Source organism: Paracidovorax cattleyae (genome assembly GCF_900104515.1).
Taxonomy (GTDB): domain Bacteria; phylum Pseudomonadota; class Gammaproteobacteria; order Burkholderiales; family Burkholderiaceae_C; genus Paracidovorax; species Paracidovorax cattleyae.
This window is the reverse complement of sequence record NZ_FNJL01000001.1, coordinates 257181-273116: the sequence shown is the minus strand read 5'-3', so window position 1 is coordinate 273116 and position 15936 is coordinate 257181. Positions and strand designations below refer to the sequence as shown.

The 15936-nt window shown below is 69.0% G+C and carries 9 protein-coding genes; 6 read left to right on the top strand and 3 right to left on the bottom strand.

Annotated features, from left to right (window positions below):
- Window positions 1-92: 92 nt before the first annotated feature.
- Window positions 93-1562 (top strand): DEAD/DEAH box helicase, encoded by a 1470-nt coding sequence (locus tag BLR05_RS01285; RefSeq protein ID WP_092831887.1) that lies wholly within the window; start codon window positions 93-95, stop codon window positions 1560-1562.
- 36 nt (window positions 1563-1598) lie between these two features.
- On the opposite strand, the gene BLR05_RS01280 is transcribed toward BLR05_RS01285, so the two are convergent.
- Window positions 1599-2441, bottom strand: coding sequence for a symmetrical bis(5'-nucleosyl)-tetraphosphatase (locus tag BLR05_RS01280; RefSeq protein ID WP_092831886.1), 843 nt, complete (start codon window positions 2439-2441; stop codon window positions 1599-1601).
- 233 nt (window positions 2442-2674) lie between these two features.
- Between BLR05_RS01280 and BLR05_RS01275 the strand changes: the two genes are divergently transcribed.
- From BLR05_RS01275 to BLR05_RS01255, 5 genes are all read left to right on the top strand, one after another.
- Window positions 2675-2965, top strand: a complete 291-nt coding sequence (locus BLR05_RS01275; protein ID WP_026431690.1) for an H-NS histone family protein — start codon at window positions 2675-2677, stop codon at window positions 2963-2965.
- A gap of 448 nt (window positions 2966-3413) precedes the next feature.
- Window positions 3414-6305 (top strand): aconitate hydratase, encoded by a 2892-nt coding sequence (locus BLR05_RS01270; RefSeq protein WP_092831885.1) that lies wholly within the window; start codon window positions 3414-3416, stop codon window positions 6303-6305.
- A gap of 112 nt (window positions 6306-6417) precedes the next feature.
- Window positions 6418-9780, top strand: coding sequence for an EAL domain-containing protein (locus BLR05_RS01265; RefSeq protein ID WP_092831884.1), 3363 nt, complete (start codon window positions 6418-6420; stop codon window positions 9778-9780).
- A gap of 2 nt (window positions 9781-9782) precedes the next feature.
- Entirely contained in the window at window positions 9783-12335 is a 2553-nt protein-coding gene (locus tag BLR05_RS01260; protein WP_092831883.1) for a putative bifunctional diguanylate cyclase/phosphodiesterase, read from the top strand.
- Window positions 12336-12406: 71 nt separating this feature from the next.
- On the top strand, window positions 12407-13645 hold the full coding sequence (locus tag BLR05_RS01255) for an FAD-dependent monooxygenase (protein WP_092831882.1): 1239 nt from the start codon (window positions 12407-12409) through the stop codon (window positions 13643-13645).
- Window positions 13646-13693: 48 nt separating this feature from the next.
- Here BLR05_RS01255 and kynA read toward each other — a convergent pair whose 3' ends face one another.
- Window positions 13694-14593: a tryptophan 2,3-dioxygenase gene (gene kynA / locus BLR05_RS01250; RefSeq protein WP_092831881.1), complete on the bottom strand. Its 900-nt coding sequence runs from the start codon at window positions 14591-14593 to the stop codon at window positions 13694-13696.
- Window positions 14594-14616: 23 nt separating this feature from the next.
- Window positions 14617-15924 (bottom strand): kynureninase, encoded by a 1308-nt coding sequence (gene kynU / locus BLR05_RS01245; protein ID WP_092831880.1) that lies wholly within the window; start codon window positions 15922-15924, stop codon window positions 14617-14619.
- Between the last annotated feature and the right edge of the window lie 12 nt (window positions 15925-15936).

Below are 15936 nucleotides of genomic sequence, written 5' to 3'. Positions count from 1 at the left end.
TATCGAAGATGTAGCAAAAATAGCCACCCCGCCAGCCACGAGGACGTTCCCGTGGCTTCCGGGAAGGGCTGGTGCGACAATATCGGCCGCACATGACAAGTTCTTTCTCCAATTTATCGCTGGCCGAGCCGCTGGCGCGCGCCGTGGCCGAGATGGGCTACACGTCGATGACCCCCATCCAGGCCGAGGCCATTCCCGTGGTACTCGCCGGCAAGGATGTGATGGGCGCCGCGCAGACCGGCACCGGCAAGACGGCGGCATTCTCGCTGCCGCTCCTGCAGCGCCTGCTCAAGCACGAGAACAGCTCCACCTCCCCGGCGCGCCATCCCGTTCGCGCCCTGGTGCTGCTGCCCACGCGCGAACTCGCCGACCAGGTCGCCCAGCAGATCGCGCTCTACGCCAAATACACCAAGCTGCGCAGCACCGTGGTCTTCGGCGGCATGGACATGAAGCCCCAGACGCTGGAGCTCAAGAAAGGCGTCGAAGTCCTCGTGGCCACGCCGGGCCGCCTGCTGGACCACATCGAGGCCAAGAACGCGGTACTCAACCAGGTCGAGTACGTCGTGCTCGACGAGGCCGACCGCATGCTGGACATCGGCTTCCTGCCCGACCTGCAGCGCATCCTCAGCTACCTGCCGAAGACGCGCACCACGCTGCTGTTCTCCGCCACGTTCTCTCCCGAGATCAAGCGCCTGGCGGGCAGCTACCTGCAGGACCCCATCACGATCGAGGTGGCGCGCCCCAACGAGACCGCGTCCACGGTCGAGCAGCGCTTCTATAGCGTGGGCGACGACGACAAGCGCCGCGCCGTCCACCATGTGCTGCGCACGCGCGGCGTGAAGCAGGCTTTCGTCTTCGTCAACAGCAAGCTGGGCTGTGCGCGCCTGGCGCGCACCCTGGAGCGCGAGGGCCTGAAGGCCGCTGCGCTGCACGGCGACAAGAGCCAGGACGAGCGCCTCAAGGCGCTGGACGCCTTCAAGCGCGGCGAGGTGGACCTGCTGGTGTGCACCGACGTCGCGGCCCGCGGCCTCGACATCAAGGACGTGCCCGCGGTGTTCAATTTCGACGTGCCGTTCAACGCCGAAGACTACGTGCACCGCATTGGCCGCACCGGGCGCGCGGGCGCCTCCGGCCTGGCCGTCACGCTGGTGTCGAGCAGCGACGCCCGGCTGGTGGCGGACATCGAGAAGCTCACCAAGAAGAAGATCGAGCTCGAAGCGCTGGAAGTGGAAGAGGATCGTCCGCGCGGCCGCTTCAACGACGGCCGCCGTGCCTGGCGCGACGACGACTCCGGCGGCGACGCGCGTGGCCGGCGGGAAAGCCGTGGCGAAAGCCGCGACTCCCGTCCGCCCGTCGGTTACCGAACGCCCGCCGCGGCACGCGATCCGTTCTTCGACAGGCCGTACGAGGCACCGGCCGCCGAGGCGGCACCCACCTGGGAGGCCGCTTCCCGGCAGCAGCCTGCGCGCAGCGGCATTTCCGCCAACATCAAGCCCAAGCGCAAGGTCGCCGCGCTCTTCAAGGCCGCCCTGCCGGCCGTGGAAACCCCGTCCGGCCAGTGACCGGCCGCACGTCCGGGCCCATCGCGGGCCCGGAGCTCAGCCCGGTGCCTGTGCCTGTTCGCAGCGCACGCTGAGGCGCTCACGTTCCGACAGCGTGGCGCCGAACCGCACGGCGCTGAGGCAGCCTCCCCAGACACAGCCGGTATCCAGCGCCAGCAGGTCGGGGCGGTTCATCCAGCCGAGCGTGGACCAGTGCCCGAAAGCCACCAGCGTGTCGCGCGTGCGCCTGCCGGGCGCGTCGAACCAGGGAACCAGGCCGTCCGGCGCCGCATCCGCCGCCTCTGTGCTGTCGAAATCCATCCGGCCATCCGGTGTACAGAAACGCAGCCGCGTCAGTGCATTCACGATGGTGCGCCAGCGGTCCATGCCGGAAAGCCCGTCGCTCCACCGGTCCGGTGTGTTGCCGTACATGGCGTGCAGGAATTCCGGCAATGCGTCCCCCTGCAGTTGCGCCTGCACTTCTGCGGCATGCTCCAGCGTGGCGTCGACCGTCCAGGAGGGAAGTACGCCGGCGTGCACCATGAGCAGCCGTTCGCCGCCCAGGCGGTGATCGCGCGCCAGCGGCTGCTGCCTCAGCCAGTCGAGGAGTGCATCCCGGTCGGGGGCCTGCAGCACCCCGGCGAGGGTGTCGCGCCGCGACGGCTTGCGCGCGCCATGGGCGGCGGCCAGCAAATGCAGGTCATGGTTTCCGAGCAGGGCGCGCAGGCTGTCTCCGGCCCGTGCGCAGCGCCGCAGCACGGCCTCCGATTGCGGGCCGCGGTTCACGAGGTCTCCCAGCAGATAAACCGTATCGCGGCTGGGGGAGAAATCCACCGTGTCGAGCAGGCGCTGCAGCGCTGCGTCGCAGCCTTGAATATCGCCAATGCAGTAGAGAGCCATGGGGATGGGCCGTGGTGCGGCAGGGTTATGGAAGAGCGCTATTGTGATTCGACCGGAAGCCCCTGTCGGCCGGACGGACCGTGCAAGGGGCGGGATTCGAGGAGTTTCCGCTTTCAAAGTTCCCGGAGCGCAGCGCGTGGAGGTCCTTTTATGAATGCCCGTAAAACCTGCACGTATTCGAAAATAGTTTCTATAATGCAATCCTTGTTATCCACTCCACACGCATGACCGACATGAACACCAGCTACAAGGAACTGCTGAAGCAGCGCGAGCAACTCGAGCAGCAAATCAACGAGGCACGCCGCCGCGAGTTGTCGGATGCGATCGCCCAGGTGCGTTCGCTCGTGTCCGAGTATGGCCTCAAGGCGGAAGACGTATTCCCGTCAGGCCGTGCCCGCAGCGCGAGCGCCGGCACCAAGGTGGCCCCCAAATACCGCAATCCGGCCACCGGCCAGACGTGGACGGGCCGTGGCAAGGCGCCCAAATGGATTCAGAACGAAAATCGCGAACAGTTCGCCATTTGATGGCGCAGTCCGGAAGGCCCTTCGCCCTGGCCACCGGGCCGGCCGGCCTTTCCTGCAGAGCTGACCCAACCCGCCCTTCGGCGGGTTTTTTATTGCCCGTGACAGGGGTTTCATCGCCGCGGATTCCTCCGGGTCGGCGATGGTGAATGCACATGGCGTTTTGCGCCGGTGGATGGGGCGGCCCGATATGCGCGCAGGACTGGTGGCGCCGCGGCAATATCGACTGCATGTCCCATAGCACATTTTCTGCTGCGGTAATGCAGGAGTTTGGCGCTTTCCATGTGTATGGGTGATTCCCAAGGACGGTGGTGGTGGGGCGGCGAACGTGCCCGCAGCGGCCGGGTTGCGGTTGGCGAGCGCTGCGGCTGCGGGCACTTCGCCCTACATTTGCATTGAAATCCCGGACTGCCAAAATGGGAGCGTCGCCCCATTAAAGGAGTAGTGCTACATGGCCTCGAAGTCCCCCGTGGTTCCCCGCCACGCTTTCGCATCCACCTTGCAGACATTCACGACCGCGTCGGGTAAAAGCGGCCAGTTCTATTCCCTTCCCGCCCTGGCGCGGAAGTTCCCGTCCGTCAAGCGCCTGCCGGTATCCATCCGCATCGTCCTGGAGTCCGTCCTCCGCAATTGCGACGGCCTGAAGGTGACGCCCGAGCACGTGGAGGAGCTCGCGACATGGCAGGCGGTCGACGACCGCAAGGACGAGATTCCCTTCATCGTGTCGCGCGTGGTGCTGCAGGATTTCACCGGGGTCCCCCTGCTGGCCGACCTGGCCGCCATGCGCAGCGTGGCCCAGCGGCTCGGCAAGAAGCCCAAGAAGATCGAGCCGCTCGTGCCCGTGGACCTCGTGGTGGACCATTCCATCATGGTCGATTACTACGGCACGAAGAAGGCCCTGGACCTGAACATGAAGCTCGAATTCCAGCGCAACCGCGAGCGCTACGAGTTCATGAAGTGGGGCATGCAGGCTTTCGACACCTTCGGGGTGGTGCCTCCGGGCTTCGGCATCGTGCACCAGGTGAACCTGGAATATCTTGCGCGCGGCGTCCACGGGCGTGCCGATGGCGTCCATTACCCAGACACCCTGGTCGGCACCGACAGCCACACCACCATGATCAACGGCATCGGCGTGGTGGCCTGGGGCGTGGGTGGCATCGAGGCCGAGGCGGCGATGCTGGGCCAGCCGGTCTATTTCCTCACGCCCGACGTGGTGGGCTTCGAGCTGACGGGCCAGCTGCGCGAGGGCGTGACGGCCACCGACCTTGTGCTGACGGTGACCGAGATCCTGCGCCGCCACAAGGTGGTGGGCAAGTTCGTCGAATTCTTCGGGGAAGGCACGCGCACCCTGGCGCTGCCCGACCGGGCGACCATCGGCAACATGGCGCCCGAGTACGGCGCCACCATGGGTTTCTTCCCGGTGGACGAGAAGACCATCGACTACTTCAAAGGCACGGGCCGTACCAAGGCGGAGATCGAGGCCTTCGAGGCGTATTTCCGTGCGCAGGGCCTGTTCGGCGTGCCGCAGGCCGGCGAGATCGATTATTCGCAGGTGGTGCGCCTGGACCTGGGAGACGTCACTCCCAGCCTGGCCGGCCCGAAGCGGCCGCAGGACCGCATCGAGCTCGGCAAGGTGAAGGAGCAGTTCACCACGCTGTTCTCCAGGCCGGCCGCGGAGAGCGGCTTCAACCGGCCTGTGGAGCTGCTGCACACGCGCCACCACATCCATCGCGGCGAGGAGGACGTGCGCGAGGGCGTGCCGGCCGAGAAGGCCGCGCCTGCCGGCGGACCGCGCTTCCTCGTGGAGATGGAGCACAACAAGCCCCAGCTCGCCGTCAAGCATGCCGATCCCTCCGTGCGGCTGCCCGCCAGGGGCGCCGATCCCACGATCGGCAACGGTGACGTGCTGATCGCGGCAATCACCAGTTGCACCAACACGTCCAACCCGAGCGTGCTGCTCGCGGCAGGCCTGCTGGCGAAGAAGGCGGTGGAGGCAGGCCTGAAGGTCCAGCCGCACATCAAGACCTCGCTGGCGCCGGGCTCGCGCATCGTCACGCAGTACCTGAGCGAGACCGGCCTGCTGCCCTACCTCGAGAAGCTGGGCTTTGCCGTGGCGGGCTATGGCTGCACGACCTGCATCGGCAACGCAGGAGACCTCGCGCCCGAGATCAACGATGCCATCACGGGCAGCGACCTCGTCTGCGCCGCCGTGCTCTCGGGCAACCGCAATTTCGAGGCGCGCATCCATCCCAACATCAAGGCCAACTTCCTCGCGAGCCCGCCCCTGGTGGTGGCCTATGCCATTGCCGGCACGGTGCTGCGCGACCTGATGACCGAGCCGGTGGGCAGGGGGCGTGGCGGCCGCGACGTGTACCTGGGCGATATCTGGCCCAGCAGCGACGAAGTGCACCAGCTCATGAAGCATGCGATGAACGGCAAGGCATTCCGCGAGAACTACGGCCGGGTCAAGACCGACCCGGGCGCTCTCTGGGGCAGGATCCAGGGTGTTTCCGGCGACACCTACAACTGGCCCGCCAGCACCTACATCGCGGAGCCCCCGTTCTTCGCCAACTTCGCGCTGGAGGCGGCGGAGGGTGGCGGCACCTCGGTGCTGGGCGCGCGCATCATGGCCCTCTTCGGCGACTCGATCACCACCGACCACATTTCCCCGGCCGGCTCGATCAAGGAAACCTCGCCCGCCGGCCAGTGGCTGCTGCAGCACGGCGTGATGAAGCAGGACTTCAACAGCTACGGCGCACGCCGCGGCAACCATGACGTGATGATGCGCGGCACGTTCGCCAACGTGCGCATCAAGAACCTCATGATCCCGCCGAAGGAGGACGGATCGCGCGAGGAGGGCGGGCTGACCATCTTCCAGAACGAAGGCTCCCACCAGGGCACGAAGATGTTCATCTTCGACGCGGCGATGCAGTACATGGCGCAGAACACGCCCACGGTGATCTTCGCCGGCGAGGAGTACGGCACCGGCTCCAGCCGCGACTGGGCGGCCAAGGGCACGCAGCTGCTGGGCATCAAGGCGGTGGTCGCGCGCAGCTTCGAACGCATCCACCGGTCCAACCTCGTGGGCATGGGGGTGCTGCCGCTGCAGTTCCGGGGCTCGGACTCCTGGGAATCCCTGGAGCTGCGCGGCGACGAGACCATCGACGTGGTGCCCGACCCGGCGCTCACCCCGCAGAGCGAGGCGCGGCTCGTGATCCGCCGGCCCGACGGCTCGCAGCGGGAGGTGGCGGTGACGCTGCGCATCGACACCCCGATCGAGGTGGACTACTACCGTGCCGGCGGCATCCTTCCTTATGTGCTGCGCCAGTTGCTGACTGCCTGACGAGCGCGCGGCCGGGCAGACCGGCGGCAACCGTCCGCCCGGCGGGATCGATACACTTGTGACGATATGTTCAAGGCATAAACTCGTCACAGCCGGCCACCTCGACCCATCCATGCGCCTGTTCCGCCCGCCGTCCGCCGGCTCCGTCCGCCGCGCCCCGTTTTCCGAAAGCCCGGCGGTCACCGCCGTGCTGGTGGTGGCCGGCATGGCGGCGATGTTCGTCCCCGTCATGCAGCTGCTGGGCACGGGCCTGGACGGCCCCCACGGCGTCGAGCAGTTCCTGGACATGGTGGCGGTGCTGATCGGCGTGCTGGCCGTGTCGGTGTCGCTGCACATGCTGGATGAAAGCGCGCAGGGCCGCGCCAACATCCTGGTGGTGGGCCTGGCGACCGCTGCCGTGTGCAACTTCTTCCACGGCGTCCTGTCGCACCAGCCGCTGGGAGCGGGCCAGGACGCGCAGGTGGCGGTTTCGCACTACTTCTCTCTCTGGGGCCACGGTGCGGAGTCGGTGACGCTGCTCCTGTTCGCCCTGCGCGCGTCGGCCGCAGGCCCCGGCATGGCCTGGGCCCTGGTGTCGGCCCTGCTGTCCCTGGCCATTGTCTGGACGGCCACGACGGACGGCCCCCGCGACTGGCTGATCGCCTCGGGCCACGCGCCGATGCGTGTCGCCGCGCTGGTGTCCGGCGCTATCATGGTCCTGTCCGCCGGCCTTTTCTACGGCATGCGCCAGCGCAGCGCGGACGCCGCGGTGCAACGCCATGGCCGGCGCCGCACGATGGCCGCTGCCGCCGTGGCGATGGCGGCGGCGCAGCTCCTGGTGGCGCTTCCGCCGGACCGGCTTCATTGGGCCCGGATGCTGGCGCACGCCCTGCATGTGGTGGGCTACGCCGTGCTGTTCCAGGCGGTGTTCATCGCCGGTGTCCGCCTGCCCTATGCCCGGCTGCGGGAGGCGGAGTCCCGCCTGCGCGACAGCGAGTCGCGGCTGCAGCTGCTCGGCCGCAACCTGCCCGACAGCGTGCTCTATCAGATGGTCCGCGAGCCCGACGGCCGGCGCCGGTTCGTCCACATGGGCGAAGCGCTGGAACGGCTCGTGGGGGTGCGCGCCGCCGATGTCATGGAAGATGCTCAACGCCTGTTCGACCGCATCGATCCCGAGGACCGGGCGGCCCAGGCCGATGCGGACGAAGTCTCCTACCGCACCATGGGCGTGGGGGAGTCGGTGGTGCGGATGCGGCGCATGGACGGCGCGCCGCGGTGGATACGGCTGAGCTCCTCCCCGCGGTTGCTGAAGGGGGGGAGCGGCCGGGTCATCTGGGACGGCGTCCTCACCGACGTGACAGAGCAGCGGGAGGCGCAGGACCTCAGCCGGGCGCACGAAATCCAGCTCGCCAGCCTGCTGGGCCGCATGCCGGGGGGCATCTCCCGCCTCGACCGCGACCTGCGCATCCTCTATGTGAATCCGTCGCAGGCCCAGTGGCTGCGGCGCACGCCGCAGGAGCTGGAGGGGCGGCGCGCTTCCGAGGTCCTGTCCGCGGAACTCGTGCAGTCCCTGCATCCGCATCTGCTGCGGGCCCTGCAGGGGCGGCCGGTAGTGTTCGACTACCGCTCGCCCTACAGGGGTAAAGGACCGGAGTTCTTCCACACCACCATCATCCCGGAGACCGGGTCGGACGGTCGCGTCGTGGCGATCATGGTGTTCGCCGTCGATGTGACGGAGCAGAAGCACCTGGCACTGGAGCTGAGCCAGCAGCGCTCCCGGCTCGCGAGCCTTGTCAACGCCATCCCGGACGTGGTGTTTCTCAAGGATGCGTCCGGGCGCTACCTGTCCTGCAACCCGGTCTTCGAGCGCTACCTGGGCCGGCGCGAGCGCGACATCCTCGGCCTGGGCGACGAGGAGCTGATGGCGCCCATCGAGGCCGCCCGCGTGCGACAGCTCGACGAGCGGGCGATGGCCGCCTGGCAGCCCCTGGTGTACGAGGAAACGCTCACCTTCGCCGAAGACGGCTATGCCGGCTACTTCGAGACCATCAAGACCCCGATCCGCGACATGCGCGGGCACGTCACGGGGCTGCTCAGCGTGAGCCGCGACATCACCGACCGCAAGAAGGCCGAGCAGCAGATCGAGCTGCTGGCCTTCTTCGACGCCCTGACCGGGCTGCCGAACCGGCGCCTGCTGCTGGACCGCCTGCAGCGGGCTGGCGCCGCCTGCCAGCGCAACGAAAAGCTGGGTGCGCTGCTCTTCATCGACCTGGACAACTTCAAGGATCTCAACGACACCCTCGGCCACGACATGGGGGACCGCCTGCTCGTGCAGGTGGCGCAGCGGCTGCAGGAGTGCGTGCGCACCTCCGATACCGTGGCCCGTTTCGGGGGCGACGAATTCGTGGTCATGCTCGAAGGCCTGGACGCCGACACCGCGCAGGCAGCGCTGCAGGCCGAGCAGGTCGCGGAGAAGCTGCTGGCCCAGCTCAACCGGCCCTTCGAGATGGGGACGCAGCAGCACTACAGCACACCCAGCATCGGTATCACCCTCTTCGGAGATCAGCGGCGCAGCGTGGACGAACTGCTCAAGCGCGCCGATCTCGCCATGTACCAGGCCAAGGCCGCCGGACGTAACACCCAGCGGTTCTTCGACCCGGACATGCAGGCCCAGGTGACGGCGCGCTCGCAGCTGGAGTCGGATCTGCGCCAGGGCATCGCGCGGCAGGAGCTCACCGTGCACCTGCAGCCCATCGTGGACGGCAGCACGCGCCTGTGCGGCGCGGAGGCACTGGTGCGCTGGCAGCATCCCGTGAAGGGCCTGGTGAGCCCGGCCGACTTCATCCCGCTCGCCGAGGAGACCGGCCTCATCCTCCCGCTGGGCCGGCAGGTGCTGCAGACCGCGTGCGAGCAGCTCGTGCGCTGGGCTGCCCATCCCGCCACGGCCGCCTTCACCATCGCGGTGAACGTGAGCGCCCGGCAGTTCCGCCAGCCCGATTTCGTGGCGGAGGTGCTGGGAACGCTCGCGGGCACCGGGGCCAATCCGCAGCGGCTCAAGCTCGAGCTCACCGAAAGCCTGCTGTTGGGCGACGTGGAGGACACCATCGGCCGCATGGCGCAGCTCAAGCGGGTCGGCGTAGGCTTCGCGCTCGACGACTTCGGCACCGGGTATTCGTCCCTGAGCTACCTCAAGCGCCTGCCGCTGGATCTGGTGAAGATCGACCAGAGCTTCGTGCGCGACGTGCTCACCGATCCCAACGACGCCGCCATCGTCCGCACCATCCTGGCGCTGGCAAAGAGCCTCGACCTGCAGGTCGTGGCCGAAGGCGTGGAAACCGCGGGCCAGCTGAGCTTTCTCAAGCTGCACGGCTGCGAGGGCTTCCAGGGCTACCTGTTCGGCAAGCCGGTGCCGCTGGAGGACTTCGAGCGCGAGCACGACCTTACCGGTCCGGCGGAGCCCGCCGCTGCCCAGGGAACCGCCGGCGCGGTGCTCTGAACATGCGCATCGGCTGGATAGACGCCGGAGCGGCCGGCGAGTGCTCCGCGGCAGCGGCGTCCCTGGCATCGCAAGGCGGGCACTGGGGACATGCCTGGGACGTGGTCCCGATCTCCTGGATGTCGATGCGCGACGGGCCCGGCCCGGGCACCGGATTCGACGCCGTGGTGCTGGTGCCGCCACCGCACGCGGTGACACTGCCGGCATGGTCCGTGCAGCCTGGCCGGCGCCTGCCGCTGCTGCTGTACCTCGACGCGCACCCCCAGCAGGAGGCCCTGGCGGCCAGGGCGCTGCGTGCCGGTCCCGGAGACTATGTCCTGCGCTCGGGGCCGGGCGACGGCACCATGCGCGAACTGGCCCTGCGGCTGTCGGCCCTGCTGGCTTCCTGCGAGCGGGGCGGCATCGACGGGATGCGGCAGGGGATGGCCCGGCCGGAGGGGGGCGGGGCCGCCAGCCCGCCCGGCCATGCCGCGACGCCGGAAATGCTGCACACGGCGCTCGACCATATGGCGTCCGGCCTGCTCATCCTCGGGCCGGACCGCCGCGTTCTCTTCTACAACGACCGCCTGCCCGGGATGCTCGATCTTCCGCGCACATTGCTCGATGCCGTACCCACCCTGGCGGAAGTCAAGCAATGGCAGGCGCAGCGCGGCGATTTCGGACCGGGCTTCGAGCGGGTGGACGAGCGGGGACGCCCGTACGTGGAGAGCGGCGACGCCCTTCCGCCCCCCGGTGTCTATTGGCGCAAGACACCCGACGGCCGCATGCTTGAGGTCTTCACCGCGCCCCTGCCGGGCGGGGAGTGGCTGCGCACCTTTTCCGACGTGACCCCGCACATGCTCCTGCAGTCGGAATTGCGGCTCAGCGAGGCGCGGTTCCGCAGCCTGTGCGATCTGTCGTCCGACTGGTACTGGGAACAGGATGCCGAGCACCGTTTCGTCCACGTCAACCAGGGCCTCAAGGGCATGGGCATTTCACCGGAGGAAGTGGTCGGCCGGACACGGTGGGAACTGGGCGCTTCCAATCTCTCCGCGCAGGACTGGGTGGAGCATCGGCGGCTCCTGGCGGCGCGCCAGCCCTTCCGGGACCTGGAACTGCAGCGTACCGGGGCCAACGGGCGCGTGCACTGGGTGTCCGTGAGCGGGATCCCGGTCTTCAGCGCGGATGGCGCCTTTCTGGGCTACCGGGGCGTCGGCCGGGACATCACCGAGCGCAAGCGCGTCGACGCGGAAATCGAACGCCTGGCATTCTTCGATCCGCTGACCGGCCTGCCCAACCGGCGCCTGCTCACCGACCGCCTGCACCGCGCCATCGGCACGGCGGCGCAGGAACGCAGCCACGGCGCGCTGCTTTTCCTCGATCTGGACAACTTCAAGGACCTCAACGACACGCTCGGGCACGACATGGGCGATCGCCTTCTCGTGCAGGCGGCGCAGCGCCTGCTCGCCTGCGCTGGTGCGGCGAACACGGTGAGCCGGTTCGGCGGCGATGAGTTCGTGGTGCTGGCCGAAGGCCTGCCGGGCGACATGCACCGGGCCCGCGCCGATGCGGCCGTGCTGGCGAACCGGATCGCCGCGGCGCTGGGCAGGCCCTATGCGGTCGGCGGGATGGGATACCACCACACTACGCCCAGCATCGGGCTGGCGCTGTTCGGGGGTGGAACGGGGCACGCGGCCGGCGTGGACGACCTGCTCAAGCATGCCGATCTCGCCATGTACCAGGCCAAGGCCGCCGGTCGCAACACGGTCCGCTTTTTCGATCCCTCCATGCTGCAGGCGGTTCTCGCGCGCGCGGCGCTCGAATCGGAGCTGCGGCAAGCGCTCGAGTCGGACGAACTCCTGCTGCACTACCAGCCCCTGGTGAACGGCGACGGCAGCATGCTGGGCGCGGAGGCGCTGGTACGCTGGCGCCACCCGCAGCGCGGCCTGGTGATGCCCGGGGAATTCATCCCGGCGGCGGAGCAGGGCGGGCTGATCATCCCGCTGGGGCAATGGGTGCTGGAGCGGGCCTGCGCCCAACTGGTGGCATGGAGCCGCAGCGCCACCACGGCGCAGCTCGTGCTTGCAGTGAACGTGAGCGTGCGCCAGTTCCGCCAGCCCGATTTCGTGGACCAGCTGCTGCAGACCCTGCGCCGCAGCGGAGCGCAGCCGCGGCTGCTGAAGATCGAGCTCACCGAAAGCCTGCTCATGGCGGACGTGGAAGAGGTGATCGCGCGCATGGAGCAGCTGCGGGCGCACGGGGTGGGTTTCGCCATCGACGATTTCGGCACGGGCTATTCTTCACTCGCCTACCTCAAGCGGCTGCCGCTGGACCAGCTCAAGATCGACCAGAGCTTCGTGCGCGACGTGCTCACCGACCCCAACGACGCAGCCATCGTGCGGACCATCCTCGCGCTCGCCCGCAGCCTCGACCTGGAGGTGGTCGCCGAAGGGGTGGAGACCACGGGCCAGCTGAAATTCCTGCAGCGCCACGGCTGCAAGGCGTTTCAGGGCCACCTCTTCGGGCGGCCGGCACCCGCTGCCGTGCTGGAGAGGGCGCTGCGCCCGGCCCTCTGATCCGCCCGCGGCGGCACCCGGGTTTGACCTGCCTCGACCCCGGTGCCCGGGGCAACCCGCACAATCGACCCATGCAATACACACGACAGCCCGGGCTCCTGCTCGCGGGCGGCGGCATAGGAGGCCTGTCCGCGGCCCTGGCGGCTTCATGCGCGGGCTGGTCGGTGGACCTGTACGAGCGCGCGCCCGTTTTCAGCGAAGTGGGTGCAGGCGTGCAGCTCGGGCCGAATGCGGTGAGGCTGCTGCACGCCTGGGGGTTCGAGGCCGCTTTGCAGGCCGTCGCCGCGTATCCCGACAGGCTGCAGGTGCGCAGCGCGCTGGATGGCCGGGTGTTGGCGGCGATGCCGCTGGGCGCGGCCATCGCGTCCCGCTACGGAGCCCCTTACGTCGCCATCCACCGCGCAGACCTTCACGGCCTGCTGCTGGAGGCCGTGCGCAGCCGGCCCGGGGTTGAGCTGCATCTCGGCGAGACCATCGCGGATCACGGGGAGCATGCTGCAGGGATCACGGTGCGCACCGTGGCGGGCCACCAGGTGCAGGGCGACGCCTTCGTCGGTGCCGATGGACTGCGCAGCGCCACGCGCGCCCGGCTGCTGGGCGCCGAGCCCGCGCGGATATCCGGCCATCTGGCCTACCGGACGGTGGTGCCCCAGCATGCGCTGCCCCAGCGCCTGCGCACCGCGCAGGTCACGGCCTGGCTGGGGCCGGGGCTGCATGTCGTGCAGTATCCGGTGCGCCGCGGCGAACTCATGAACATCGTCGCCATCCGCCATGGACGGGCGCCCGAGGATCTCGACCACTGGGACCATGCCGGCAATGCGGGGGATCTGGAAGGGGCGCTGCGCCCCACCTGCGCGGCGCTGCAGGACCTCGTGCGCGCAGTGCCGCAGGCGGGCGGCGGCTGGCGTCTGTGGCCGCTGTCCGACCGGGCTCCGCTGTCCGGACCGCACGAGATGGCGCACGGCAGGGTGGCCCTGCTGGGCGATGCCGCCCATCCGATGCGGCCCTATCTGGCCCAGGGCGCCGGCATGGCTATCGAGGACGCCGCCGCGCTCGGGCTCGCCCTGTCCGGTGGCAGCGGCGATGTGCCTGGCCGCCTGGCGCGCTACGCGGGCGGTCGTTGGCTGCGCAATGCGCGCGTGCAGGCCAGGGCCGAGCGCAACGGCAGGATCTTCCACGCCACGGGTCCCGTGCGCTGGGCCCGTGACGCCTCCCTGCGCCTGCTCGGTGCGCGGCTGCTCGACCAGCCCTGGCTTTACCGGGGCGAGGCCGTGGACGCGATGGTTGCGGGTCCCGGCAGCAGCCGGTAGGCGAGCGCGCCTGCAGCGAGCCGCATGGCCCAGGGCGACTCCAGGGGGTCAGAGACTCGTGCGCAACTTCCAGATCTCCGGAAACAGCACCACATCCAGCATGCGCCGCAGGTAGCTCACGCCGCCCGTGCCGCCGGTGCCGCGCTTGAAGCCTATCACGCGCTCCACCGTGGTCACGTGGCGGAAGCGCCAGAGACGGAAGGCGTCTTCCAGGTCCGTGAGCTTCTCGCCCAATTGGTAGAGGTCCCAGTAGCGCTGCGTATCGCGATAGACGGTGAGCCAGGCGGTTTCCACCGCATCGCTCTCGGCATAGGGCTGCGTCCAGTCGCGGTCCGTGTGGCTCGCGGGCACGGGAATGCCCCGACGGGCCAGCAGCCGCAGCGCCTCATCGTAGAGCGATGGCGCTTCGTAGGCCGCCTGCACCAGCGCGAGCAGATCCGGCCGGTGCGCGTGCGGCTTGAGCATCGCCGCGTTCTTGTTGCCCAGCGAGAACTCGATGCAGCGGTACTGGTAGCTTTGGAAGCCGCTCGACTGCGCGAGGTAGGGCCGGATGGCGCTGTACTCGGGCGGCGTCATCGTGGCAAGCACATCCCAGGCATGGACCAGCTGTTCCATGATCTTGGACACGCGCGCGAGCATCTTGAATGCCGGCGGCAGGTCGCCCTGCGCGACATGGTCGATCGCGGCGCGCAGCTCGTGCAGCATCAGCTTCATCCACAGCTCGCTGGTCTGGTGCTGCACGATGAAGAGCATTTCATTGTGGTTGGGCGACAGCGGCTTCTGCGCGGTCAGGATCGCGTCGAGCTGCAGGTAGTCGCCATAGCTCATGTCGCGGCTGAAATCGAGTTGCGCGCGCTCCTCGTGCACGATGGCTTCGGGCTGGGACGCGTGCGCGGAAGGGGGCGCGGATGAAGGCGCGCTGGATGCTTGCGTGGCATGGGGGCACATGGTGCGATGTCTCCTGCCGGCCTTCAGGTCACGGCGTGTCGCTGGTTGAATTCGGGCCGGCGCCATTCGCCAGCGTCCAGGACGGCGCGCAGGTGCTCCACGGCATTCCACACGTCCTCGAAGCCGAGATAGAGCGGGGTGAAGCCGAAGCGCAGGATGTCCTTGTGCGGCCCCTGGCCGCCATCGCCCTTGCGGAAGTCGCCGATCACGCCGCGCGCGATCAGCGCCTGCACGATGGCATAGGCGCCGCTGCCCCGGCCGTCCACGCCCCGGCCTTCATCGCGCGTCAGGCACACCTGGGAGCCGCGCCGCGCATGCTCGCGGGGTGTCGCCAGGCCCAGGCCGTGGCCGGGGCAACGCTCCTCCACCAGCCGGATGAACAGGTCCGTCAGCGCCAGCGATTTCGCGCGCAGCGCCTGCATGCCGCCCAGCGGCCGTGCGGCGGTGAACACGTCCAGGCCGCATTGCAGTGCCGAGAGGCTGATGATGGGCTGGGTGCCGCACAGGTAGCGAGCGATGCCGGGTGCCGGCTGGTAGTCCGGCGTGAACGCGAACGGTGCTGCGTGGCCCCACCAGCCCGACAGGGGCTGCCAGAAGCGGTCGGCATGGCGCGGATGCACCCAGGCGAACGCCGGGGCGCCCGGGCCGCCATTGAGGTACTTGTAGCCGCAGCCGATCGAGAAGTCCGCACCCGCGCCGCGCAGGTCCACGGGCACGGCACCGGCGCTGTGCGCGAGGTCCCATACGCAGAGAATGCCCTGTGCGTGCGCCGCGGCGGTGACGGCCGCCATGTCGTGCATCGCGCCAGTGCGGTAGTTGACGTGCGTGAGCATCAGCACCGCCACGTCGCCGGTGAGCGCGGCAGGAATCTCTTCGGGCTCCACCAGCACCAGTTCCAGGCCGCGCTCGCGGCACAGGCCTTCGGCGATGTAGAGGTCGGTGGGAAAGTTGCTGCGCTCGCTCACGATGCGGCGGCGCGTGGGCGCGTCCTCGCGGGCGATGTTCAGCGCCGCGCTCAGCACCTTGTAGAGGTTGATGGACGTGCTGTCCGTGCAGACGACTTCGCCGGCCCCTGCGCCGATCAGCGGCGCGAGCTGGTTGCCCAGCCGCTGCGGCAGGTCGAACCAGCTCGCGCTGTTCCACGAGCGGATCAGGTCCGCGCCCCATTCCTGCTCCACCACCTCGGCGATGCGAGCAGGGGCGGCCTTCGGCAGCACGCCCAGGGAGTTTCCGTCGAGGTAGATCACGCCCTCGGGCAGCTGGAAATGGCCGCGCAGCGGGCGCAGCGGGTCGTGCGCGTCCAGGGCGCGGCAATCGTCGAGTGTGGTCATGGTGAGGGAAGG